This window comes from Alishewanella sp. HH-ZS (assembly GCF_001704375.1).
GTDB lineage: Bacteria > Pseudomonadota > Gammaproteobacteria > Enterobacterales > Alteromonadaceae > Alishewanella > Alishewanella aestuarii.
The window spans coordinates 1-24,439 of record NZ_LZEJ01000005.1 but is presented as its reverse complement, the minus strand read 5'-3'; the positions used below and the strand labels follow the sequence as shown (position 1 = coordinate 24,439).

Genomic DNA, 24,439 nt, shown 5'->3' with positions numbered 1-24,439 from the left:
CTTTATTAACATAAGCAGAGTATGGCAGAACACAGCACAACCGCCAAACCAACACTGGTACTGTTACATGGCTGGGGCTTAAATCAGGGCGTTTGGTCCGAAGTCCAGCAACAACTGGCTGGCGATTTTCAGATCTTGGCGTTGGATCTGCCCGGTTTTGGCCTGAGCCGACAGTTTCCGCCTGCTTACCGTCTGGATGAGGTGCTGTCCCAGCTTGCTGCGCAGCTGCCAGAGCAAAGTTATCTTTGTGGTTGGTCGCTGGGCGGTTTGCTGGCCATTGCGTTGGCCGCGACCTATCCGGACAAGGTTAAGCAACTGGCGCTGGTGGCTGCGACGCCGAAATTTCTGGCGACAGATGACTGGCCCGGGATGCGCGCCGAAGTGATGCAGCAGTTTGCCAGTGCCCTGAGCCAGAATTTGCCGCAAACGATTCAGCGTTTTCTGGCGATCCAGGCGCTGGGCTCAGAGCATGCCAAGCAGGATATTCTGAAGTTACGCGACAGTATTGCCCACTTTCCGGAGGCACAACCCCAGGCCGTAGTGCAGGCGTTAACCCTGCTGGCAGACACTGACCTGAGACAACAGTTTGCCGTGCTAACTCAACCGGTAGTGGGCTGTTATGGCCGGCTTGATTCGCTGGTACCAGTGGCAGTGCTGCCTTTGTTACAGCAATTGCAGCCTGCGGCAAAACTAACGGTACTGGCCAAAGCCTCGCATGCGCCCTTTATTTCTCATCCGCACGAGTTCTGTCAGTGGCTGCGTAGCGCACTGCAATAAAAATACTTAGCGGGCAGAAGCGGTTAGGGCTCATTATCGCCCTTGCTTTCTTTTTTGCCGAAACTGTTCGATAATTAAGCAGTCTAATAGCAAGAGAATAGAGAGGGCTTGGTTATGCAAATTCAGTCTGCCTTTAGTGCCGGCATGCAAGGTTTGCAGCGTGCGTCCAATGCGATTAGCGAAGAAACGCTGAATATCAACCGGCAAACAACTCAAAACCGGCAACAGGAACAGCAGGTTGCGGCAGCTGATGCACAGCAGACGGCTAATCCGGCACCTACTAATGCTGCAGCCGAACCGAACCGTGCCGCCGGCACCGATACCACTCAATCACTGGTGCGTCTGGAACAACAGGAATTGCTGGCTCAGGCCAATGTCCGGAGTTTGCGCACAGCCGATGAAATGCTCGGTAATATTATTGATATCCGGGTCTGATTGCGATGCAAATCACCTCCTATTACCCCAACGTCAGCATTAACACCGCGAATCCGGCCACGGAGCAGGCGCGGCGTGATATGCAGCGGCGTGAGCCGATTGAGCCGGTAAAGGAGTTGGAAAAAGGTGCCGCTGAGCGGCCGCTGGCGACAGATGATCGGCAACGTGGTGCTGCGAATAGTAGCGCGAATGTTACGCTGTATGATGCCAATGGTAAGGAAACCGAGACGCAGCAAGCGATAACAGGTGAGCAGGGTGAGCGCGGCGAGCAGGAAGAAAAGCAAGAGTCCGGGCAACAGTCGGAACAAGAACAACAACAGCAACAGGCCGAGCAGCGGGAAATTCGCGAACTGCAGGCGCGTGATCAGGAAGTCCGGGCACATGAGCAGGCCCATGCCATTGTCGGGGGCCGTTACGCCAGCGCGCCCAGTTACGACTATCAACAAGGCCCTGACGGTAAACGCTATGCCGTAGGTGGCGAGGTGCAAATTGATCTGGCACCGGTACCGGGTGATCCGGCAGCGACGGTTCAGAAAATGCAGCAGGTCAAGGCGGCGGCATTGGCACCGGCCGAACCCTCAGCAGCTGACCGCAGTATCGCGGCGGAAGCTGGCCAACGCCTGTTGCAAGCTCAGGCCGAGCTTATCGCCGAGAAGGCGCCGCTCGCTAATGCCGCAGCCAGTGATAGCAGCACGACTGAGGAAGGTTCTACAGCAGCTGAGTCACAGCTTACCCAGGCTGATGCAGCCGATATTGTTTTACCACAACGTGAACGACTGGAATGGCAGGCACTTATGGCCAGACGCAGCCAGGTGATTGAAAATTTCTATCAGCTGGCAACTGAACCGGCACAGCGGCCATTACGGCAGCAGGTTTAATCTGCTCGCAGCCGCCGCAATTCCGGTTTTTCCTGCGAATATTTACCCTACTTTTTAAATTTCGCTAAGGCAGCCGCTAACGCATTACCCATTGCTGCGTTGCCTTGTTCCTGTTTTGGCGTCTGGCTGGCTTTATTGCTGCCCGAGCTGCGCTCTGGCCGACCCTTACCAGCAGTCGAAACATTACTGTCGCCGTTGCTGCGGGCCTGTTCATCCATCCGCATGGTCAGGGCGATGCGTTTTCTGGCCTGATCGACTTCCAATACTTTCACTTTAACAATATCGCCGGCTTTGACCACCTGATGCGGATCGCTGACAAACTTATCGGCCAGCGAGGAGATATGGACCAGGCCATCCTGATGCACGCCGATATCAACAAAGGCACCAAAGTTGGTGACGTTAGTGACCACCCCTTCCAACAACATGCCGGGTTTGAGATCGGCCAGGGTTTCCACCCCGTCTTTAAAGTTCGCCATTTGAAATTCCGGCCGTGGATCGCGACCGGGCTTATCCAGCTCTTTTAAAATGTCAGCAATAGTCAGTAAGCCAAAATGGTCATCGACAAATTGCCGGGCATCGATTTGTTTCAGGAAACTGCTGTTGCCAATCAACTGCTCGACACTTTTCTGATGCGCGGCAACAATTTTCTCGACCAGTGGGTAGGCTTCGGGATGCACACCTGAGGCATCCAGTGGGTTAGTGCCGTTATTAATGCGTAAAAAGCCGGCGGCCTGCTCATAGGCTTTTGGCCCCAGACGCGGCACCTTTAACAACTGGCTGCGACTGGTAAAGCGGCCATGTTGATCGCGATACTGCACAATATTTTGTGCCAGCGTTTTGTTCAGGCCGGCCACCCGGGCCAGTAATGCCGCTGAGGCGGTATTTAAATCGACGCCGACCGCGTTGACGCAGTCTTCTACTACGGCATCCAGCGATTTGGTTAGTAAGCTCTGGTTCACATCATGCTGATACTGGCCAACGCCGATGGCTTTGGGTTCAATTTTTACCAGCTCGGCCAACGGGTCCTGTAAGCGGCGGCCAATCGAGACGGCGCCCCGCAAGGATACATCCAGCTGCGGAAATTCCTGCGCCGCCAACTCCGATGCCGAATACACCGAGGCGCCGGCTTCGGACACCATCACCTTGCTGATCCGCTGACCGGGCAGTGTCTTAATCACCTCAGCGGCCAGTTTATCGGTCTCCCGCGAGGCGGTACCATTACCAACCGCAATCAGCTCAATCTGGTAGGCCTTACACAAGGCCGACAGCGCCTGAACGGATTTATCCCATTGATTCTGGGGCGCATGCGGGTAAATGGTGGTGTGATTTAACAGCTTACCGGTTTCATCAATGGCCGTGACCTTTACACCGGTGCGCAGTCCGGGGTCCAGTGCCAGAGTCGGGCGCATGCCGGCGGGTGCGGCCATCAGCAAATCTTTCAGGTTACGGGCGAATACCCTGATCGCCTCGGCTTCGGCCCGTTCCCGCAGTTCGCTCAATAAATCATTTTCCAGATGCAGCTGTAGTTTTACCTTCCAGGTCCACTGTACAACGGTGCGCAGGAAGGCATCAGCCGGCCGGTCCAACTGCCGGATCTGAAATTGCTCAGCGACCATTTGTTCACAGACGGCGTGTGGTTGTTCACTCAGTTCAGGCAGTAACTGCAAGTTAAGTATGCCTTCGTTGCGCCCCCGGAACATGGCCAGCGCCCGGTGCGAAGGCACCTGTTTCAGCGCTTCGCTGTGTTCGAAGTAGTCGCTGAACTTGGCACCTTCCTGCTCCTTGCCGGCAACAACCCGGCTTTGCAGCACGGCATGCTGACTCAGATGGGCGCGCAAACGGGCCAGCAAGTCAGCGTCTTCGGCGAATTGCTCCATCAGAATATATTTGGCGCCTTCTAATACGGCTTTGACATCGGCATAACCGGCCTCAGCGTTAAGATAGGCGAGGGCTTCCTGTTCCGGTTGCCGTGTTGGTTCTGAGAGCAGCAGCAGAGCCAGTGGCTGCATGCCGGCCTCAATAGCTAACTGGCCCTTGGTACGTCTTTTGGTTTTATAGGGCAAATACAAATCTTCGAGCCGGGTTTTATTATCTGCGGCGCGAATTTGTTGTTCCAGTTCGGCGGTGAGTTTGCCCTGCTCGGCGATGGTGTTTAAGATCACCTGGCGCCGCTCCTCCAGTTCTCGCAAATAGCTCAGGCGCTGATCCAGGATACGCAGCTGGGTGTCATCCAGGGCGCCGGTGACCTCTTTCCGGTAACGGGCAATAAAAGGCACTGTTGCGCCTTCATCCAGCAAGGCGATGGCGGCGGCAACCTGCTCCGGGCGGGCGGCGATTTCAGTAGCAATTTGATTAATCAGCATAGACATAACACTAAATTCCTGTAACGGTTTGGCGCAGCGATTGAGCTTAAAGCCTTAACTAGGCTGGGTTGGCTGCGGATAGTCGATAGCCACAATGTACCAGTCTTTCGGACCATTTGGGGTGGAAACCGTGGCCACATCATCGACCTGTTTTTTCAGTAAGGCGCGGGCCATAGGGGCGTCGATCGAGATATAGTCTTTGCGGCCGTAGATTTCATCCGGGCCGACAATGCGAAATTTCAGGCTATTGCCAGCATCATCTTCCAATTCGACCCAGGCGCCAAAGAACACCCGGCCGGCTTGCTGTGGTGAGTAATCGACAATAGTCAGCTCATCCAGCCGTTTGCGTAAAAAGCGCAGCCGACTGTCAATTTGCCGAAGTAATCTCTTATTGTAGGTGTAGTCGGCATTCTCCGAACGATCGCCAAGGCTGGCAGCCCAGCTGACAATACGGGTGATCTCCGGGCGTTTTTTGAACCAGAGCTCATCATGTTCGGCTTTGAGCTGTTGATAGCCTTCGCGGGTAATTAGCAAGGTTTTACTGCTGGTGCGTTTCACCTGTTATGACATTCCCTTCTTACAGCACTGGCGCTGATTATCAGCCATAGTGCGGCAGAGCGTAAAGCTTTTTAGCCAGTTGCGGCCCTTTGCTGGTTAAATTTCGACCAGCCTGGTTTGGCAATCTCAGCCGTGCTGGCTAGGCTTAAAATGCAATAACCTGTAACAGGAGAGGTGTAAATGAAAGTGCGCCAGAAAATTGCCATCGTCGCGTCCTTGCTGCTGTTAGCTGGCTGCAGCTCGACGCCGGTGCAGACTGCCCGTAGTCAGCTTGATCAGGATTATATTAATCAGGTCGAAGCCGCAGCGAAGAAAAACAGTCTCAGCCCCAGGATTTACTGGGTTAACCCGCCCATGAAAAAGGACGCGGGCCAACAGTAATTTGTCGCCCTGCCGAGCAGACAAACTTTGTAACATAGTTTATGCCGTCTGGCCGATGCAAAGACGGCATTTTCGTTTATAGTGACCTGAAAAGCATCAGAAATAAGGATAGGGTAGTGGTCACTGAAACAACCAAGATTCTGGTAGTCGACGATGATTTGCGACTACGCTCTTTGCTGGAGCGCTACCTGGTGGAACAAGGCTATCAGGTACGTAGCGTGGCGAACTTCGAACAAATGCAACGTTTGATGGAACGCGAACACTTTCATTTGCTGGTGCTGGATTTGATGTTACCCGGTGAAGACGGTTTGTCGATCTGTCGCAAGTTGCGCCAGCAGGAAAACGAAATCCCGATCATTATGTTAACGGCAAAGGGTGACGAGGTAGATCGGATTATCGGCCTGGAAATGGGGGCTGATGATTATTTGCCTAAGCCCTTTAACCCAAGAGAGTTGTTAGCAAGGATCCGCGCGGTATTGCGGCGCAAAACCAAGGAGGTGCCGGGCGCGCCCAGTCAGGCCGAAGGTATTGTTGAATTTGGTCCCTACCGTTTTAACCTGGCGACCCGGGAAATGTTTAAAGGTGAGCAACAACTCCCCCTGACCAGTGGTGAATACGCCGTATTAAAGGTGTTAGTAAGCCACCCCCGCGAACCCTTATCACGCGATAAGCTGATGAATCAGGCCCGCGGCCGCGACTATTCCGCGATGGAGCGCAGCATTGATGTGCAGGTATCGCGTTTACGCCGGATGTTGGAAGACGATGCTGCTAATCCGCGTTACATTCAAACGGTATGGGGTTTGGGCTATGTTTTTGTGCCGGACGGTAGTCTGAACGGATGAGATTTTTCCCGCGCAGCGCTTTCGGGCAAACGGTATTCCTGATTGGCATCATGCTGTTAATTAATCAGGTGGTGTCTTACCTGTCAGTCGCTTTTTATGTGATTAAACCCAGCACCCAGCAAATCAGTCATCTGGTCGCCAAACAGGTCCGGTTGGCATTGCCAGCGACAGCCACCAATCCTGAGTTACAACAGGCTATAGCGGCACATTTTCAGCAAGCGACACAGGTGCGGGTATTTGACGAGCAGCAAGCTTTACGAGAGGGACTGGCCGAGGCCAGTTATTACGGGTACTTCTCACAACAACTGTCGGATGAGCTGCAGCAGCAAGCCGAGGTCCGAATTTCACAAACCGATAGTTTTATCTTCTGGGTCAGACCAGATCTTGAGCAGGACCTGTGGGTCAGGGTGCCGCTGGCCGGGCTGGACGAAGCCAGTTTTCCGTTGCTCACTTTTTATTTGCTGATGATTGGCGCCTTAAGTGTGCTGGGTGGCTGGACGCTGGCCCGACATCTGAACCGGCCGCTACAGAAGTTACAGCAGGCGGCACTGCAGGTTGGGCGCGGTGAATTTCCGCCGCCGTTATCAGAGCAGGAGGGGGCCACTGAGATCCTGGCGGTAACCAAGGCCTTTAACTATATGGCACAGGGGATCCGGCAACTGGAGGAAGACCGGGCCTTACTGATGGCCGGGGTGTCGCATGATTTGCGTACACCGTTAACCCGTATCCGGCTGGCATCGGAGATGATGAGCGAGTCGGATGCCTGGATCCGCGATGGCATCATTAACGATATTGAGGATATGAATGCCATTATCGATCAGTTTATTGATTATCTGCGGCACCATAAGCAGGAAGAGCCACAACTGCTGGATTTAAATGAGCTGGTCCGCGATCTGGTGCAGGCGGAACAGGTGCAGCAGCGTCAGATCCTAACTTACCTTGATCCGGCTTTGCCCTTAGTAGCTTTACGTCGTTTGGCAATGAAACGCATGCTGAATAACTTGCTGGAAAATGCCTTACGCTACAGTGAAGGTGATATCGAAATTAGCACCGGCTATGAGCGGGCAGCGAAATGGCTTTATCTGGAAGTGCGGGATCACGGCCCTGGTATTCCGGAGCATAAGATGCAGGCGATGTTTAGTCCCTTTGTCCAGGGGGATGAAGCCCGGGGTAGTGGCGGTTCTGGTTTGGGGCTGGCCATTATTAAGAAAATCGTTGCCATGCATCATGGCGAAGTACGTCTGCATAATCATGCCAAAGGGGGGTTGGTGGTGACAGTCAGCCTGCCGCTGAAGTCGCCACAATAGCCCGCATAACCTTCATTTGACTATGGAGCTGTAAAATATAAATTACAGTATCTCACGGAAAAGTGTCATTATTTTTTACATTAATCCATTTTTTTAGCATTGCATCCATCCAAAGCTGTGGTAAAAACAGGTAAAGAGAGATGATCTCTTATGGGCGCAGACTCTCACTGTGCCCCTGGTTGCTTTGTCATTTTGGCAAAGTTTTCACCAGCCACCGGGTAACTAAATAAAATATCTCGCCCGGTATAACAATAATAATCTGGAAGGAGTAATACCTTGGGAAAAATGAATAAAACCCTGCTGGCAACAGCTGTCGGCTTGGCTATTTCCGGGTCTGCGGTAGCCGGCATCGAGCAATTCAGAACAGCACATGGCCAAAGTGTGCACGAAATCTTTAATAACCAAACGGCAGTTAGCCTACATGCTGAAACTGAGCAACCGAGTGCCTGGTTAATCCTGCTAAATGCCCCGGCGTCCAGTGACGCCTTGCAAGGCTCGCGCTTTGATCAACAGTTGGCGGCACAGTATCAGCTGACTGCAGAACAAATTCAGCAGGAAGTGACGTTTCAACTGCACAGCGTCGATCCGGATGCTGAAATCTTACTGGCGACCAAACATCTGGCAGCTGGTTTGGTGGTGAACGCCTCTACTGAAGCTCTGGCCGAGATGCGTAAGCACAGCGCAGTACAGAATATTTTGCCTATCTATGATAGTAAGCCGATGGTGGTTGACAGCGCCGAGTACATCCGGGCGCTGCAAACGGTGCAATCTGGCAAAGCGACCGGTGAAGGGATCCGGGTTGCTATTCTGGACTCCGGTGTGGATTATACCCATGCCTTATTGGGTGGTCCTGGCACCACGGCTGCTTACAATGCAGCGTTAAGTGACCAGGTTAATGCACCAGCCTGGCCAGTTGGTCAGATTATCGGTGGCTACGACTTTTTGCGGAATGACCCTAATCCTATCGACGATGTCCGTCTGGCTGGTGCCGGCCATGGTACTTCTGTGGCACATTCGGTATCTGGCATTGCACCAAAAGTAGCTTTTTATGCCTATACCGTTTGTACTAATACCTGTCCGGGTGTCGCTCAGCTAAGAGCATTAGAAGCCTCAATGGACCCGAACGGCGATGGCAATATGGAAGATCGGGTCGATATTATCAATATGTCACTTGGTGGCCAATTTGGCTCAACCCAAGCAGTTAGTGGTACTCAGTTCTTAATTCAGCGTGCCGTAAAACTGGGGACAAATCTGGTTATCTCGGCAGGTAACGACGGTAATGTGCCATTCCGGGTTGGCGGTCCTAGTACCACACCTAACGCACTTTCTGTGGGCGCTATGACACACCCGAAAGCTGCGGTTGGAGTCTTTGAAGCTGCGGTAATAGATGGTGCGACGGCAGTGATGACAGCTTCTGCCTTTAATCGAACTCTGGATTTTGCTTTTAGTTCTGCCAACACACCACTGGTGGTGGTGCCGGGCGAATATACGGCCTGTAATGCGCTGCCTGCCGAGGTTGATTTAACCGGTAAGACAGTGTTGGTATCGCGTGGTGTCTGCGCCTTTGCCGACAAAGTTAAGGTTGCACAAGAGCGTGGCGCTGCCTTTGTGATTATTGCGAATAGTAATCCGGGTGAGGCGCCGATCGTAGCGGGTGGTGATGATCCAGCGGTAACGATTCCGTCAGTAATGATTACCAAAGAAGTGGGCGATGCTATCAAAGCCAAGTTGGAAGCTGGCGAAACAGTTAGCTACGATATTCGTTCCGTTGGCAAATCTGGTGCCGGTGCTATTGCTAACTTTACGTCACGCGGTCCATCGATGGATGGTTTGCTGAAGCCGGAAATTACTGCACCGGGGGTCGCGATCCAGGTTGCCCGCTTAGGTACAGGTACCGGCACTGCTCCGGTTAATGGTACCTCGTTCTCTGGCCCAATTACCGCTGGTGCTGTTGCGCTGCTGCGCGGTGCCTTACCTGAGCGCAATGCGCTGGAAATTAAAGCCACGCTAATGAATACGGCGAATCTGACGGTGCACCGTGAACCGGTGGGTATCAATCCGGATGCTAAATTAGCATCAATCAGCCAGATTGGTGCAGGTTTGGTGGATGTCGAGAAAGCCGTTAACTCGCCGGTCGCAGCCTGGGTGAATGACGCGCGCTTCGATACCGCACAGGCGGCGTTATCTTTTGGTTTACAGTCGCTGGATAAACCAAGCAGCATGACCAAACGGGTCACGTTGAAAAACTTCAGTAACACCAATAAAACCTATAACCTGCGGATCCAGGATCGCTATGCTGATAAATCGGCGACAGGGGCGTTAAGCTGGAGTTTCCCGGCTGCGGTAACGGTTCCAGCCAAACAAACCATAGAATTTGACGTCACACTAACGGTTGATCCGGCCAGGTTACCTGACTTTGTGTTAACCAACGGTGTCTTCTACTCTGCTTTGCAAGCTGCGGCTCAGATGGACAAGGTTGAATTTGATGGTGCCCTGATTTTTAATGACCCCAGCACAGCAACTGATCATGATCTGCATCTGGTGTACCACCTGATCCCGAAAGCCGTTGGCAAACTGGCGCTATCGGGCGAGCTGGTCGATGGCAAGGTTGCCACGAAAATCACCAATACCGGCGTGATCCCGGTTGAGCCTTTTGCCTCCACTCTGGTTGCCACCTCGGCGGCTAACCCGGCCATCAATCCAATACATGATATCCGGGCCATTACTTTTGATGTAGCGCCGGCAAGCGCCTGTAGTTCAGGTTATGCTTTATATCCAACTTTCCATCTGGCAGAAGGGGTAACTCACCTACTGCAGGGTAACTACGCGCTGGATCTGGATATCAACAATGATGGTGTCTTTAACTACACCATGAATACCCTGTTGTTAACCCGTCTTGGTACTACCTATGCACAAAGCCCCGGGGTAATGGTTTCGTTTAATACGCTGTACAACACCACCAACGGATTCCTCGGTGATGTATTGCATTTTGCCGGTAGTAAGCAGATCACGCTGGAAGCCTGTTTTAACCATGTTGGTCTAACGGCGGCAGATCTGGGCCGTACCATTAATGCGCGGTTCCGGACTAATCCAGATTCCTTCTCATTAAGCTACAGTCAGGCTCAAACAGCCGATCAGCTAACGGCTCAGGTGACGTTAACCCCGTCACCTGCTGTGACCTTTAGTTCGTCGCTGGCGCCGGCAGAAGGCCCAGCGGCAGCAACCTCAGTTACCGTTAGTGAGCTGGCACCGGGTGAGTCGGCCTATCTGCAGCGACCTGCCGGCGATAACCGCAGCTTTGTGCTGTTGTCGACTCAGGCCGATGCCGCAGCAGTTGCAAACTATGCGGCGCCTTTAGCGCAGCCCGTGCTGGCTGGTAGCAAAACTTTCAGTGTCAATGAAAATACAGCTACTGGTACCGTCGTTGGTCAGTTACAAGCAGAGAGTGATTTCCGCACTGCGGTGACTGAGTTTGTCGTTCTGGGCAGCTCGTCGGCGGCACTGTCTATCAACAGCGATGGCCGTATTGTGGTCGCTAATCAGACAGCTCTGGATTACGAAGCGGGTCTGACACAGGTGAGCTTTGAAGTGGCAGTATTGGATAGTGCGGGTCAGGTTTCAGCACCGGCAACAGTGACGGTGGAAGTGGTTAATATCCCGGATACGCCACCTGTCATCACCGCTGCTGTGACATTGAGTTCACTGCCATCTGGTACCGCAGCCGGTACTGTGGTCGGTACTGCTACGGTGCAGGTAAGGGAAGCCGGCGCGACACTGACTGGCGTAACATCCAGCAATCCGCTGTTTGCAGTGCAAAATGGTCAGATCGTGCTTACCCGCGCACCAGTGAAAGCAGATGCCGGGCCCCAAAGTCTGACCTTGACCGCGCGTGATTCCGCCGGATTACAGGCAACAGCCACAGCTCAAGTGACTATCACCCATAGATCGGGTGGTAGTGCGGGCTGGTTAGGGCTGTTACTGTTGCCGTTACTGTGGTTACGGCGCCGGGTTAAGGTCTGAACACAAATCTGAAGCTGGTTAACTAACAAGCCACCGCTACGCGGTGGCTTTTTTACAGCTGGTCATGAATGCTTTGCAGCTCGTCAGCACTGAAATGATACGACTTGTTGCAATACTCGCAGGCCATATCCAATCCACCCAGTGCCAGTTGCTCGGCTATCACCGCGCGTCCCAGGCTGAATAAAGCCGATTCACATTTTTGCTTCGAGCAACCACAGACAAAACTAATCTGCTGGGCCGGGAATACTTCAACTACTTCCTGGTGAAACAGGCGGTGTAATACTTCTTCTGGCGGCAAATCCAGTAGTTCACCAGCCGTAAGGGTATCGCTCAGCACCACCAGCTCATTAAAATCCTCGCGGGCTTTGTCCTGCTCAACCGGGAGTACCTGCAACATAAAGCCGGCGGCACGGTTGCGATTACTGATATCGGTATAGATGTAAAGACGGGTTGGTAACTGCTCTGACTGTGCGAAATAGGCTTCCAGTGTTGATGTCAGGCTGTCGCCACTCAGCGGAATAATGCCCTGATAGCGCTCACCCTGCACCGGTGTGATGGTCACGACCAGGTAGCCATTACCGACCAGATCCCGGAAGTTGTCACCACTAAGTTCAGCCTGCATCCGCACCACACCGCGGAAGGCTTGCTGATGATCGCCATTGACTGCCGCGAAACGCACGGGTCCATCACCTTGCAGCTGTACCGCAATTTCACCCTCAAATTTCAGGGTGGCGGTCAGTAAACTGGTCGCAACCACCAGCTCTGCCAGTAATTGCTTGACCGGCAGTGGGTACTGGTGATGCTGTAGCATCTTATCGAGGCTATCCTCGACATAGGCCAACTCACCACGCACATGCTTTTGTTGAAATAAAAAACGGATTAGTGCATCAGTCATGCTTGAATTCTCATTGCTGCGATTTAAGTAACAAGAGCTGCCGGCGCTCCTTTTTGTCCGGTTTTGTTTCCGGGTGTGGCGCAAATAACGCATTGTTTTTTCGCAGTTCGGCGCGTTTTTGCCTCTCTGCCAAACTTTCGGCGGTTTCTTCGTAAAGTTGTTGTGCCAGAGGGGCAGCCAGGCGCTTATCAGACAGCCCGCGGACCAGCACGATTTTTTCGTCTGCTCCCTGTGCCAGTCGCACTGTGGCACCGATATCAACCAACTTACCGGCTTTACAGCGCTGACCATTATAGTGCACCTTGCCGCCCTCAATCATTTCCTTAGCCAGGCCGCGGGTTTTATAAAAGCGGCAGGCCCAAAGCCATTTATCAAGGCGAACAACAAGGTCGGTAGCTGTAGCGTTGGCGGTAGTTTGTGGCATAAGAAACCTGATAGTAATTGGAGTTTTGATTATACACCCAAAAACCGATAAGTTGCAGGTCGTACTTTGGCGTTAGAGGCTTGTAAAAGCTATTAACAAAGCTTGTTGTCGGCGGTCTTACTCAGTAAGATGCAGTGGAACTGATTAAAAGATAAAGGCTATGCACGCGACACTTCACCCGAAACTACAACTTGGCTGGCAATATTTACAGCGGCTGCCGTTACAACCGCTGCGCCTGGTGCTGAATCTGCTGTTGGTGCTGCTACTGGCTTGGTTGCTGGCGCGCTTAAGCTGGCAACTGGTGCCCCAACCGGTTGCCCCTGCGCTTCCAGCTGGTGTTAGTGTGACGCCAGCACAGCAAGCCCCGGTTGCGCTGAATAACCTGTTACGTTACGCCCTGTTTGGTCAGGCCTCGGCTGAGGTGACTACACCTGCCGTAGCGCAGGTAACCGAAGCACCGAAAACCCAATTAAATGTTAAGTTAACCGGCCTGGTCTCAGTGCCAGGCCGACCGGAGGCCGGCAGCGCCATCATTGAACAGCGCGGCAGCGAGACCACCTATGCGGTGGGTGATCAGATCGAAGGTACCCGTTCCCGCTTATCTCAAGTGCTGGAAGATCGGGTGCTACTGGAACAAAATGGCCGCTTTGAAACCCTGATGCTCGACGGTGTTGAGTTTACCCGCATTGCTCAGGCTAACGCTGGTCTGGGGCAGAGCGACAATAACGCGGATTATCAGTTACAGGCAGAAGAACCCATAGTGCTGGCCGCGCCTATCGCATCTGGAGTGATTAATCCGGATGTGCAGGTACAACGCGATGAAATTCTGGCTGAACCGATGAAATTTTTTGACTACGTGCGGGTCTCACCGGTACAGCGTGATGGCCAGCTGGTGGGGTATCGTTTGATGGCCGGCAAAGATGCGGCCTTGTTTGCACAAATGGGCTTACAGCAAAATGATCTGGCGATCGAAATTAACGGTATACCGCTGAATGATATGCAGCAAGCGATGCGGGTAATCAACGATTTGCGCGATGCATCTGAAGCGCGGTTAAAGATTGAACGGGATGGCGAAATCAGAGATATTCTGTTTAGTCTGTCACAGTAAAATAACGATAAGAATTGGTTAATCTCTCATGAAATCAGCTTTTTTCTCCAGGGCAAGACGCCCGTTGGCGACGGCGCTGCTGGCTGCGCTACTTAGCTTCAGCGTCGTGGCGGACAGCGACATTCGCTACTCTCCCAATTTCAAAGGTACCGACATTAATGAGTTTATCAATATCGTCGGTATGAACCTGAAAAAAACCATCATTGTCGATCCGCAGGTCCGTGGCCGGATTAATGTGCGCAGCTACGATATGCTGACGGAAGAACAGTACTACCAATTCTTCTTAAACGTACTTCAAGTCTACGGTTTTGCTGTGGTCGAGATGGAGAGCGGCATCCTGAAGGTGGTACGCGACAAGGATGCGAAAACCTCGAATATCCCGGTGGTTGGGGATGAGGCGCCGGGCTATGGCGATGAGATGGTGACACGGGTGGTTCCGGTGCGCAATGTTTCAGTGCGTGAACTGGCGCCTCTGTTACGGCAGTTTGTTAACCAGGGCGGTGGCGGTCATGTGGTGAACTATGACCCGTCCAACGTGATTATGATGACCGGCCCTGCTGCGCTGGTAAACCGGTTGGTGGATATTATTCAAAGGGTAGATAAAGCGGGTGATCAGGAGCTGGAAATTCTGAAACTGAACTTTGCTTCGGCTGCAGAAATTGTCAGGATTCTGGAGAGCATCTACCGCACCCAGAACCGGGGCGAGCAACCGGATTTTCTGGTGCCACGGATTGTCGCCGATGAACGCACCAACAGCGTGATTGTCAGTGGCGAAGCCCAAGCCCGGCAGCGGGTCATTGAATTAGCCCGCCGTTTGGATGCAGAGTTACAAACCAGCGGTAATACCCGGGTGTTTTATCTGAAGTATGCCAAAGCGGAAGACCTGGTGCCGGTGCTCACCGGGGTAAGTGATTCTATTGCTGCCGAAGCCCAGGGCGCGCAACAGAGCGGACAACCGGCACCCAGACGGGCAGCTGGTGGCCGTTCTATTAGTATTGAAGCGCATGCCGACAGTAATTCGTTGGTGATTACCGCGCAGCCGGATATGATGCGCTCTTTGGAGGATGTGGTACGGCAGCTGGATATCCGGCGTGCTCAGGTCCTGGTCGAAGCCATTATTGTCGAGGTGTTTGACGGTAACGGCACCGATTTCGGCGTACAGTGGCTAAACGCCAATGGCGGTGGCACTAACTTTACCGGCACTAATACTATTCCGATCGTGAATATTGCGGCTGGCGCAGCTCAGGCTTCGCAGATCACCCGCGGTACTACCACGCAATCGCGTGACCCGACTACCGGTGAGTTAATTACCACCACTACGCCAGATACCAATCGTGACTACTCCGGCTTAGCTCAGGCCCTGCAAGGGCTCAATGGCGCCTTGCTGGGGTTCTACAATGGTAACTGGGCGGCGATCTTGCAGGCCGTGCGTACCAGCACCAACTCCAACGTACTGGCGACACCCCATATTACGACCATGGATAATCAGGAAGCGATTTTCCTGGTCGGTCAGGAAGTGCCGATTATCACCGGCTCGTCACTGGGCTCTAACAATACCAACCCGTTCCAGCAAGTACAGCGGCAAGAAGTGGGCATTAAGCTCAAGGTGACACCACAAATCAACGAAGGTGATGCCGTGCAGCTGGTGATCGAGCAGGAAGTTTCCAGTATTGGTGGCGCAACAGCGGTCGATATCACTATTAATAAGCGTGAAATCAAAACCACCGTGATGGCGGACGATGGTGCGACTATTGTACTGGGTGGTTTGATTGACGAAGATGTGCAGGAAAGTGAATCCAAGGTGCCGCTGTTGGGTGATATCCCGGTACTGGGCCATCTGTTTAAATCAACCAGTGTCAGCAAACGCAAACGCAACCTGATGGTGTTTATTCGTGCCACTATAGTGCGCGACGGCAATGCCATTAATGGCATCAGTAAGCAAAAATATAACTTTATCCGCGCCGAGCAAATTAAACGTGACCAGGAAGGGATCCGCTTAATGCCACAAACCCGGCAGGCGATTTTGCCGGAATGGGACGACAGCCTGAAGCTGCCGCCGAGTTTTGAAGAGTTTATGCAACAGCAAGAGCCACAGCCGCCGGCAGGACAGCCTAAGCCATGACAGAGATGGAACAACTTAATCCGGTACTGACGCAGCGGGTGCGATTGCCCTTTAGTTTCGCCAAAAGGTTTGGCGTGCTGCTGCAGCCGCATCACGATGGCTGGTTGCTCTACGTGCAGCCGGCCACGCCGCCACAGGCGTTACTGGAAGTGCGTCGTTTGCTGGCGCAGCCGTTTAAGGTGCAGCAACTGGATGCTCTGGCTTTTGAAGCTCTGCTGGAAGCCGCCTATCAGCGCGATTCCAGTGAAGCGCAGCAGATTATGGAAGATATCGGTAACGAGGTCGATCTGGCGTCACTGGCGGAAGATATCCCGGAAGCCGAAGACCTGCTGGAAAACGAAGACGATGCGCCCATTATCAAACTGATTAACGCCATGCTCGGCGAAGCCATTAAGCTTGGCGCCTCAGATATTCATATCGAAACCTTTGAAAAAGCGCTGATTATCCGCTTCCGGGTCGACGGCTTGCTGCGCGAAGTGCTGCGGCCAAATCGCCGCCTGTCCAGCCTGCTGGTATCACGGATCAAGGTTATGGCGAAGCTGGATATTGCCGAAAAACGCGTACCACAGGATGGCCGTATTAGTCTGCGGATCGCCGGGCGGGCGGTGGATGTGCGGGTTTCGACGATGCCGTCCAGTCATGGCGAACGGGTGGTGCTGCGGTTACTGGATAAAAACAATTCGCACCTGAATTTAGCGGATCTGGGCATGACCCCTGCCGTGCAGCAGCTGTTCTCGCAGCTGATCCTAAAACCGCATGGCATTATCCTGGTGACAGGTCCTACCGGCTCCGGTAAAAGTACCACGTTGTACGCCGGTTTAACCGAAATTAATACTAAAGATCGGAATATCCTGACGGTAGAGGATCCAATCGAATACGAACTGGAAGGTATCGGCCAGACCCAGGTCAATACCAAGGTGAATATGACCTTTGCCCGCGGTCTGAGAGCCATTTTACGGCAAGACCCGGATGTGGTGATGGTAGGGGAGATCCGCGACCTGGAAACGGCACAGATTGCGGTGCAGGCCAGTTTGACCGGTCACCTGGTGCTATCGACCCTGCATACCAATACCGCTGCCGGCGCCATTACCCGGCTGGAGGATATGGGGGTGGAGGCGTTCTTACTGTCGTCTAGCTTACTGGGGGTACTGGCGCAGCGCTTGGTGCGTACGCTTTGCCCGCATTGCAAAGCTGCACATGAGCCGGATAAAGAAGAACGTCATCTGCTGGGTATTACCAAGAAAGAAGGCGCGCTGATCTATCGCGCTGTCGGTTGCGAGCACTGTAATGATACCGGCTATCGCGGCCGTACCGGTATCCATGAGCTGATTGTGGTGGATGAGCAGATGCGTGAGATGATCCATAATGGTAAGGGCGAGCAGGCGATTGAAAAATACGCCCGGGCACTGAGCCCCAGTATTCGTAGCGATGGTTTCTCTAAGGTGCTTGCCGGCGTAACCACGCTGGAAGAAGTGCTGCGGGTTACCCGTGAGGATCTGTAATGGCGGCCTTTGAGTTTCAGGCATTAGATAGCAGCGGTAAAAAAAATAAAGGGGTGTTGGAGGCTGATAACGCGCGCCACGCCCGGCAAATTTTACGTGAGCGTAAACTGACGCCGCTCAGTGTGGAACTGGCGTCACAGCAGGAAAAAAAACTCGCCAACCGCGGCCCCTGGTTGCAGCGGCGGATATCTGCTGCCGAATTGGCGCTGATCACCCGGCAACTGGCCACCCTGGTTGAGGCCGCGCTGCCGATAGAAAGCGCGTTGTTAGCGGTTGCCGAGCAGTGCGAGAAACCCCGCCTGAAAAATATGCTGATGGCGGTGCGCTCTAAGGTCGTAGAAGGCTACAGTCTGGCAGAGGGGCTGGCGGAGTTTCCGTATGTGTTTGATCATTTATTCCGCTCGATGGTGGCGGCCGGCGAAAAATCCGGCCATCTGGAGCAGGTATTAAACCGGCTGGCGGATTATACCGAGCAGCGCCAGTATATGCGCAGTCAGATCCTGCAGGCGATGCTCTACCCGTTAATTCTGACCGGCTTTGCCATCCTGGTGATCAGCATCCTGCTGGCGGCGGTAGTGCCGAAGATCGTCGTACAGTTTGAGCATATGGGAGAATCGTTACCCGGCTCGACACTATTCTTAATTGCGGCCAGTGACTTTTTACGCCATTACGGTGTCTTAGTGTTACTGGCGATCTTACTGACAGCAGTAGCCTGGCAGCGCGCCTTACAAAAACCCGGCTTGCGCTTGCAGTGGGACCAGCTGGTATTGCGGCTGGGCTTGCTGGGCAAGGTGGCGCGCGGGCTGAATACGGCACGCTTTGCCCGGACGCTCAGTATTTTGAATGCCAGTGCGGTGCCGTTGCTGGAGGCGATGCGGATCAGTGCCGAAGTGCTCAGTAACAGCTATATGCGACTGGCGCTGGCCGATGCCACCGCCAGAGTACGGGAAGGGGCTTCATTAAAAAGTGCGCTGGAACAAAGCCGCTTGTTCCCGCCGATGATGCTGCATATGATAGCCAGCGGTGAAAAAAGCGGGCAGTTAGATGCCATGCTGGCACGTGCCGCCAATGCGCAGGACACCGAATTTGAAACCCTGGTTAAGGTCTCGCTAAAGGTGTTTGAACCCGTGCTGGTGGCCGTGATGGCAGGTATGGTGTTATTTATCGTACTGGCAATACTACAACCCATTTTAGCGTTAAATAATATGGTAGGTGCTTAAGATGTTAAGGCAAAAGCAACAAGGTTTTACTCTGCTGGAAGTGATGGTGGTCATCGTGATCCTCGGCATCATTGCCAGTATGGTGGTGCCTAACCTGATGGGTAATCAGGAACAGGCGGCACGGCAAAAAGTGGTGGTGGATATTCAGCAACTGGAAAGCGCTTTGGATATGTATCGCCTGCGTAATGGTTTCTACCCGACAACAGAGCAGGGCCTCGACGCTCTGGTCACGGCGCCCACCTCGCAGCCGGTACCGCGGGTCTTTCCGGAGGGTGGCTTTATCCGGCGTTTACCAAAGGATCCCTGGGGAGAGGAGTATATTCTGGTCAGTCCCGGACAGTTAGGGCGGATTGATGTCTTTAGTAAGGGCCCGGATCGGGTAGCCGGTACCAATGATGATATCGGCAACTGGAATCTTGACGCGGATGGCGCTGGCGGTAACTGATGCTGCGCCGTGCCGGCTTTACCTTGCTGGAAGTGATGCTGGTGTTGCTGCTGATTGGTATTTTAGCCAGTGCGGTGGTATTTACCTTTAGCGGCGATAGCACCGAGCAGCGGCTGGAACGCGAAGCAACGCGCTTTAGCCAGGTGTTTCAGTTTATTGCCGACACGGCGTTGCTGAGACAGCAGGAATGGGGTCTGGTGGTGAGTCAGCAACAATATGCCTTCGTTTATTATGGGCCGGATGGTTGGCAATGGGCGCCTGAGGTTGCCGCCGCTAAAACCTATCAGTTGCCGGAGCAATTGTCACTGCTGCTGGAATTAGAAGGCTTGCCTGGTGCTGAGTTTAATTTGCTTGGCCAGGTCAGCTGGCAGCAGGAAGCGCAAGCTGAGGCTACCGATGCGCCTGCTGCGAATAAACCCCCTCTGCCACAGGTATTTATTTTATCTTCCGGTGAAATTACCCCCTTTCGTTTAGTGTTGCAGGCCGCTGAGCAACGGCCGCCCGTGCAGGTGCGGGTGGGTACCGATTTCAGTGTCCCGCTCAGCCGCTTTAGCGGAGCAGAATAATGCGGCAGTGGCGCGGTTTTACTTTGCTGGAAGTGCTGATCGCGCTGGCGATTTTTGCCACCGCCGGTGCGGCCATTTTGCAGGCCAGTGCCAGTCATTTACGCGCCGTTGCTCAGTTGGAAGAATTAACACTCGCCAGCATGATTGCCAATAATCAACTACAGCAGGCGCAACTGAATCGCAGCTGGCCACCGCGTGAGCTGGAGCAGGGCGAAGTCAGCCTCGGCAACCGGGATTGGCAATGGCAATTACGAGCCGTTACGGTGCCTGATCAGGATCTGCGCGAGCTGCAGATTAGCGTGCGCCTGGCTGAGCAGCCGGAGCAAGTCGTCTATCAGCTGAAAACCTATATAGGGCGTCCCGATGCGCCGGGTTAAGGGTTTTACCTTTATCGAAATGTTATTGGCGACGGCGATCTTTGCGATGGTGGGATTAGCCTCGGTCGCCATTCTGAGTAATGTCACGCAAAGTGATGAATTATCACGGCAGCACTTAGCACAACTGCGCCAGTTACAACAGGCCATGCTGCTGCTGGAGCGTGATTTGCTGCAGATCAGTGCCCGGCAGGTCCGGATCCAGGGAGACCCGCCGAAACAAGAGCGCTTGTGGGGTGAGCCGTTTTTGCTCGGTAGTGAAGATCATGGTATCAGCTTTACCCGCCAGGGCTGGCGTAATCCGGGGATGTTGCTGCCCCGCAGCGAATTGCAGGCTGTGGCCTATCGCCTGCAAGACGGGCAATTACAACGTTTGTTTACCTTATACGTCGACGCGGTCAATGACACTGAGCCGCAACAGCAGATGTTACTGGACGGTGTTGAGGCCTTTGCAATTGAATACTGGTATAACGAACGCTGGGAAGAGCGTTGGCATCATCAGTATTTACCGCAGGCGGTGAAGGTCACGCTAAAGCAACAACAGCTGGGTGAAATTGAGCGCTTATACGTGTTGCCGGATGGCTTGTGGCGGGGTGCTGAATGAACAGATGCTATCCGCGGTCACAAGGAGGCGCAGCCTTAATCACCGTACTCTTGATCGTGGCGATTGTGGTCGTGCTGGCGGTTGAGATGAGTGGCCGCTTGCAGTTGCAAATACAACGGCAACAGAATTTGCAGCAACAGCAGCAGGCGTTTTGGTATGCAATGGGGGCAGAAGCCTTTACCCGGGTGTTGTTGCGTCGTTCGTTGCAAGGGCAGGATGTGGTGCATCTGGGGCAGGATTGGGCGCAGCAGGGCGCGAGCTTTATGGTGGATGACGGCCAGATCGCCGGAGAAATCCGTGATCTGAACAGTTGCTTTAACCTGAATGCGTTGCAAAAACAACCAGACCGGCAACAAGGTCAGGTGCAGACGCTGGCGCAGCGCACCTTCCTGCGTTTACTGGAGCTGGTGGCAGCCGATCTCAGTATGCCGGCCGAGAATCTGACGGCGCGGCTCAGTGATTGGCTGGACGAGGATGGTATTCTGAATTCTGCCGGGGGCGCGGAACAGGACGATTATGCCGCCTTGTTATTTCCCTATTATACCGCCAACAGCTTGATGGTGTCGGAGACTGAACTGCGGTTAATCCTCGATCTGACGCCGGCAGATTATCAATTACTGCTGCCTTATATTTGCGTGCTGCCGGAAAACGATGTATTGCTGCTGAATGTGAATACGTTAACGGAGCAAAGCGCCGTCCTGTTACAGGCGCTGCTACCGGAGATGACCGAAACTCAGGCGCAGGATGCGGTATTAAACCGGCCGGAGCAGGGCTACACCGATGTAGAAAGTTTTCTACAAAGCCCGGCGCTGGCCGGGCTGACAGTGCCGGCCGATGTGAAGGCGGCACTGGCCGTCAAATCCGAGTATTTCCGGTTACAGGCAACGACGGCTTATCAGGAAAGTGGTTTTCAGCAAAGTACACTATTTAAACGAGAAGAAAATAATGCCATCAGGGTTTTGGCCCGGCGCTTTGGAGGCCAGGGGTGAATGAACAACTACTAATCCGGCTGGCCAGTCAGCCTGAACAACCAATCAGCTGGCTGGTCTATGCACCGCTAACCGCAGACATCATAGCCAGTGGCGAGGTTGCCGGTGTGGCGGCGCTAGCCGCGCTGGCCGAGCGGCTGGGACGGCGCAACGTTATCGCGCTGGTACCGGCCGCAGATGTGGTACTGAAAACGGTGACCTTACCGGCCAAACCGAACCGTCAGTTACTGCAGGCGCTGCCCTATATGCTGGAAGAAGAGCAGGCTGAAGATATTGATAAGCTTTTTATTGCGCACGGACAGGCTGAACTGCAGCAGGGGCAGTACCGGCAGCAGGTTGCGATTTGCCAGCGCGAACGTTTGCAGCAATGGTTAGATTGGTTGCAACAGGCAGGCTTTAATGTTAGCCGGATGCTGCCAGATGCGTTATTACTACCAGCTGATACATTACCGGCTTGTATTGAACTGCAACAGCAATGGTTACTGCGACTGGACAGCTGGCAGGCAACAGCGATCGACAGTGCCTGGTGGCAGGACTACCTGGCGTTGGCTGCTCTGCCACAACTGACAACGTACAGTCCCTGGCCTGAACATATTGTCCAGCCACATCAGGCTGCCGCTCCGGAGTTACCCCTGGCCTTACTGGCCAGAGGCCTGACTGCGACCAGTTTCAACCTGTTACAAGGCCCCTATACTCCGAAAAAGCCTCAGAACAAAACCTGGCAGCAATGGCGACTCAGTGCCGCCCTGGCTGGCGGCTTGCTGCTGGCCTATCTGTTACAGCTGGGTATCGGTGTCTGGCAGCAGCAACGGCAGCTGACGCAATTGACCGCCGAGCTGCAAACTAATTATCTGCAGCTGTTCCCGGGTGAGCGGATCGTGAATTTAAACCGCCAGTTACAGCAGAAGTTACAGGCTGCCGGCGTCGGACCTAACGAGCAGAATTTCTTTGTGCAATTACAGGCGCTACAGCAACGCTTGGAAGGCTTGCCGGATGTGAAGCTTGACTCACTGCGCTATGACGCGGCGCGGCATGAGTTACGCTTTTCAGCCAGTGCTGCAGGTTTTCAGAGTTTTGAACAGTTAAAAACCGTGCTGGAGCAAGCCGGCTATAGCATAGAGCAGGGCGCGCTGAGCAACGATGGCAGCCGGGTACAGGGCACAGTAGTAATGCGGGGTAAGGTATGAAACAACGGGTGCTGCTCTGGTGGCAAGGTTTAGCGCAACGCGAACAACAACTGCTGTTACTCTGTGTTCCTGTGCTGTTGCTCGGCGCCTTTTACTGGCTGTTGTGGCAACCACTGCACCAGGCACAGGCGCGCAACGCAGTAGCAATTCAACAGGTGCAGCAACAGCTGCAGGCGTTACAACAGGCGGCTCCGTTGTTGCAGGGCGCCACGGTAACGGCACGCAGCGGTGGCAGCTTGTCGCAAATTATCAGCACCAGTGCCCGAAGCTTTAATATCCGGGTTAGCCGGATGCAGCCGCAGAATGAGCAGTTGCAACTGGTACTGGAAGATGTGGCGTTCGAACAATTGTTGCCCTGGTTGCATCAGCTGTACTATCAGAACGGGGTGCGGCTGGTGCAGGTAGACGTTGCCGCAACAGATAAGGCCGGTATTGTCAGAGTTCGCAGAATGGTGATTGAGTAGTATGAAACAACATTGGCCTTTGGCCGCACTGGGCTTGGTTGCCTACTTGCTGTTTATGCTGGTATTAACGCCGGCAGCCTGGTGGTTAAAGCTGGTGAGCTTGCCGCCACAACTGCAACTGGGTCAGGTTACGGGCACCCTGTGGCAGGGGAAGGTGCAACAGCTGCGCTTCCAGCAACTGCAGTTAAATGAACTGAACTGGCAGCTTAATCCCTGGTCATTACTGCGCTTACGCTTAGATCTGGCACTGCAATCCGGTAGTGTGCAGCAAAATCAGCAACCCTATTTGCAGGCCCGGGTCTGGGCCACGCCGGCGGGTATCAGTGTGCATTCCAGCCTGATTAAACTGCCGGTACCTTTATTGCTGCCATTACTGCAATTGCCGATGCCGGTGCAGGCCGGCGGCGAGTTAGTGCTGGATATTCAGCGTCTGACTTTGCAAAGTGGCCGTTGCCAGACCCTTGCTGGCCAGCTCAGCTGGTTTGATGCCAGCCTGCAGCCGCCGACAGGTACCTGGTTGCAACTGCAGCAGTTTAATGCCCGCCTCGAGTGTGAACAGCAACAACCGGTGCTGATTACCGATCCGGCCAATATTCTGGCGTTAGACGTAAGGGCAACGGTTAATGCTGCCGGTAAACTGCAGGTTAGCGGCACCCTGAAACCAGCGGCAGAGTTGCCGGCTGAGGTGCATCAGGCGATGCAGTTCGTTGGCGCACCCGACGCTGAGGGCCGCTACCGCTTAAATTTCTGATGTTTGGTATTTATTTTCTCTCCCTTTTGCTGCGCATGCTGTGGATATGTAAGTGATGGCGGGCAATGCTCGCCACCGATTTGTGTCAATATCAAGTCCTTACGATTTCATTGATGTTTTTAAGGTAGAAATTTAGATCTGTAAGAGTAATGTGTGATGGGGAGTGGAAATGAGCTATTCCATTGGTTTGTTGTTAATATTATGTGTACTAGCTCAGACTTGATCTG

General features: G+C 53.6%; 23 protein-coding genes. 19 read left to right on the top strand and 4 right to left on the bottom strand.

The genetic code is table 11. The annotated features are described in order from the left end of the window. Positions 1–21: 21 nt before the first annotated feature. The 3 genes from bioH to A9165_RS03075 all read left to right on the top strand — a co-directional run bounded on the left by bioH (position 22) and on the right by A9165_RS03075 (position 2,090). On the top strand, positions 22–777 hold the full coding sequence (gene bioH, locus A9165_RS03085; protein WP_065954868.1) for a pimeloyl-ACP methyl ester esterase BioH: 756 nt from the start codon (positions 22–24) through the stop codon (positions 775–777). A gap of 114 nt (positions 778–891) precedes the next feature. Further along, positions 892–1,212, top strand: a complete 321-nt coding sequence (locus A9165_RS03080; protein ID WP_008609680.1) for a hypothetical protein — start codon at positions 892–894, stop codon at positions 1,210–1,212. Between the two features lie 5 nt (positions 1,213–1,217). Then, positions 1,218–2,090: a putative metalloprotease CJM1_0395 family protein gene (locus A9165_RS03075; RefSeq protein WP_008609679.1), complete on the top strand. Its 873-nt coding sequence runs from the start codon at positions 1,218–1,220 to the stop codon at positions 2,088–2,090. 47 nt (positions 2,091–2,137) lie between these two features. On the opposite strand, the gene A9165_RS03070 is transcribed toward A9165_RS03075, so the two are convergent. Continuing rightward, complete coding sequence (locus tag A9165_RS03070; protein WP_008609678.1) at positions 2,138–4,459, bottom strand: Tex family protein; 2,322 nt, start codon at positions 4,457–4,459, stop codon at positions 2,138–2,140. 48 nt (positions 4,460–4,507) lie between these two features. Beyond that, positions 4,508–5,011: a transcription elongation factor GreB gene (gene greB / locus A9165_RS03065; RefSeq protein ID WP_008609677.1), complete on the bottom strand. Its 504-nt coding sequence runs from the start codon at positions 5,009–5,011 to the stop codon at positions 4,508–4,510. A 180-nt stretch (positions 5,012–5,191) separates the two neighbouring features. Here greB and A9165_RS03060 point away from each other — a divergent pair, with 180 nt between their 5' ends. The 4 genes from A9165_RS03060 to A9165_RS03045 all read left to right on the top strand — a co-directional run bounded on the left by A9165_RS03060 (position 5,192) and on the right by A9165_RS03045 (position 11,561). After that, positions 5,192–5,392, top strand: coding sequence for a hypothetical protein (locus A9165_RS03060; protein ID WP_008609676.1), 201 nt, complete (start codon positions 5,192–5,194; stop codon positions 5,390–5,392). A gap of 116 nt (positions 5,393–5,508) precedes the next feature. Then, positions 5,509–6,234, top strand: coding sequence for a two-component system response regulator OmpR (ompR, locus tag A9165_RS03055; protein WP_008609675.1), 726 nt, complete (start codon positions 5,509–5,511; stop codon positions 6,232–6,234). Beyond that, positions 6,231–7,541: a two-component system sensor histidine kinase EnvZ gene (gene envZ, locus A9165_RS03050; protein WP_008609674.1), complete on the top strand. Its 1,311-nt coding sequence runs from the start codon at positions 6,231–6,233 to the stop codon at positions 7,539–7,541. The genes ompR and envZ overlap by 4 nt, the downstream gene beginning before the upstream one ends. 285 nt (positions 7,542–7,826) lie before the next feature. Continuing rightward, positions 7,827–11,561 (top strand): S8 family serine peptidase, encoded by a 3,735-nt coding sequence (locus A9165_RS03045; protein ID WP_039925527.1) that lies wholly within the window; start codon positions 7,827–7,829, stop codon positions 11,559–11,561. A gap of 52 nt (positions 11,562–11,613) precedes the next feature. On the opposite strand, the gene hslO is transcribed toward A9165_RS03045, so the two are convergent. After that, complete coding sequence (hslO, locus tag A9165_RS03040) at positions 11,614–12,456, bottom strand: Hsp33 family molecular chaperone HslO (RefSeq protein ID WP_008609671.1); 843 nt, start codon at positions 12,454–12,456, stop codon at positions 11,614–11,616. Positions 12,457–12,466: 10 nt separating this feature from the next. Next, the gene (gene hslR / locus A9165_RS03035; RefSeq protein WP_008609670.1) at positions 12,467–12,880 is read right to left on the bottom strand and encodes a ribosome-associated heat shock protein Hsp15; all 414 of its coding nucleotides are present in this window, start codon (positions 12,878–12,880) and stop codon (positions 12,467–12,469) included. Between the two features lie 160 nt (positions 12,881–13,040). On the opposite strand from hslR, the gene gspC reads away from it, so the two are divergent. The 12 genes from gspC to A9165_RS02975 are packed head-to-tail and all read left to right on the top strand — an operon-like array spanning position 13,041 to position 24,212. Continuing rightward, positions 13,041–13,988 (top strand): type II secretion system protein GspC, encoded by a 948-nt coding sequence (gene gspC / locus A9165_RS03030; RefSeq protein WP_008609668.1) that lies wholly within the window; start codon positions 13,041–13,043, stop codon positions 13,986–13,988. Between the two features lie 28 nt (positions 13,989–14,016). Next, positions 14,017–16,110, top strand: a complete 2,094-nt coding sequence (gene gspD / locus A9165_RS03025; protein ID WP_008609667.1) for a type II secretion system secretin GspD — start codon at positions 14,017–14,019, stop codon at positions 16,108–16,110. Continuing rightward, positions 16,107–17,612 (top strand): type II secretion system ATPase GspE, encoded by a 1,506-nt coding sequence (gspE, locus tag A9165_RS03020; RefSeq protein ID WP_008609665.1) that lies wholly within the window; start codon positions 16,107–16,109, stop codon positions 17,610–17,612. The genes gspD and gspE overlap by 4 nt, the downstream gene beginning before the upstream one ends. Continuing rightward, a complete protein-coding gene (gspF, locus tag A9165_RS03015; protein WP_008609664.1) occupies positions 17,612–18,832 on the top strand; it encodes a type II secretion system inner membrane protein GspF in 1,221 nt (406 codons plus the stop codon). The genes gspE and gspF overlap by 1 nt, the downstream gene beginning before the upstream one ends. Before the next feature lies 1 nt (position 18,833). Then, a complete protein-coding gene (gene gspG / locus A9165_RS03010) occupies positions 18,834–19,277 on the top strand; it encodes a type II secretion system major pseudopilin GspG (protein WP_008609663.1) in 444 nt (147 codons plus the stop codon). Further along, a complete protein-coding gene (gene gspH, locus A9165_RS03005; RefSeq protein ID WP_008609662.1) occupies positions 19,277–19,843 on the top strand; it encodes a type II secretion system minor pseudopilin GspH in 567 nt (188 codons plus the stop codon). The genes gspG and gspH overlap by 1 nt, the downstream gene beginning before the upstream one ends. Further along, positions 19,843–20,220, top strand: coding sequence for a type II secretion system minor pseudopilin GspI (gene gspI / locus A9165_RS03000; RefSeq protein ID WP_008609661.1), 378 nt, complete (start codon positions 19,843–19,845; stop codon positions 20,218–20,220). Before gspH ends, gspI begins: the two co-directional genes overlap by 1 nt. After that, positions 20,207–20,821, top strand: coding sequence for a type II secretion system minor pseudopilin GspJ (gspJ, locus tag A9165_RS02995; protein ID WP_008609659.1), 615 nt, complete (start codon positions 20,207–20,209; stop codon positions 20,819–20,821). Before gspI ends, gspJ begins: the two co-directional genes overlap by 14 nt. After that, complete coding sequence (gspK, locus tag A9165_RS02990; protein ID WP_039925526.1) at positions 20,818–21,810, top strand: type II secretion system minor pseudopilin GspK; 993 nt, start codon at positions 20,818–20,820, stop codon at positions 21,808–21,810. The genes gspJ and gspK overlap by 4 nt, the downstream gene beginning before the upstream one ends. Then, a complete protein-coding gene (gspL, locus tag A9165_RS02985; RefSeq protein WP_008609657.1) occupies positions 21,807–22,997 on the top strand; it encodes a type II secretion system protein GspL in 1,191 nt (396 codons plus the stop codon). The genes gspK and gspL overlap by 4 nt, the downstream gene beginning before the upstream one ends. Further along, positions 22,994–23,461 (top strand): type II secretion system protein GspM, encoded by a 468-nt coding sequence (gene gspM / locus A9165_RS02980; protein ID WP_008609655.1) that lies wholly within the window; start codon positions 22,994–22,996, stop codon positions 23,459–23,461. The genes gspL and gspM overlap by 4 nt, the downstream gene beginning before the upstream one ends. A 1-nt stretch (position 23,462) precedes the next feature. After that, positions 23,463–24,212, top strand: coding sequence for a type II secretion system protein N (locus tag A9165_RS02975; protein WP_065954867.1), 750 nt, complete (start codon positions 23,463–23,465; stop codon positions 24,210–24,212). Positions 24,213–24,439: the final 227 nt, after the last annotated feature.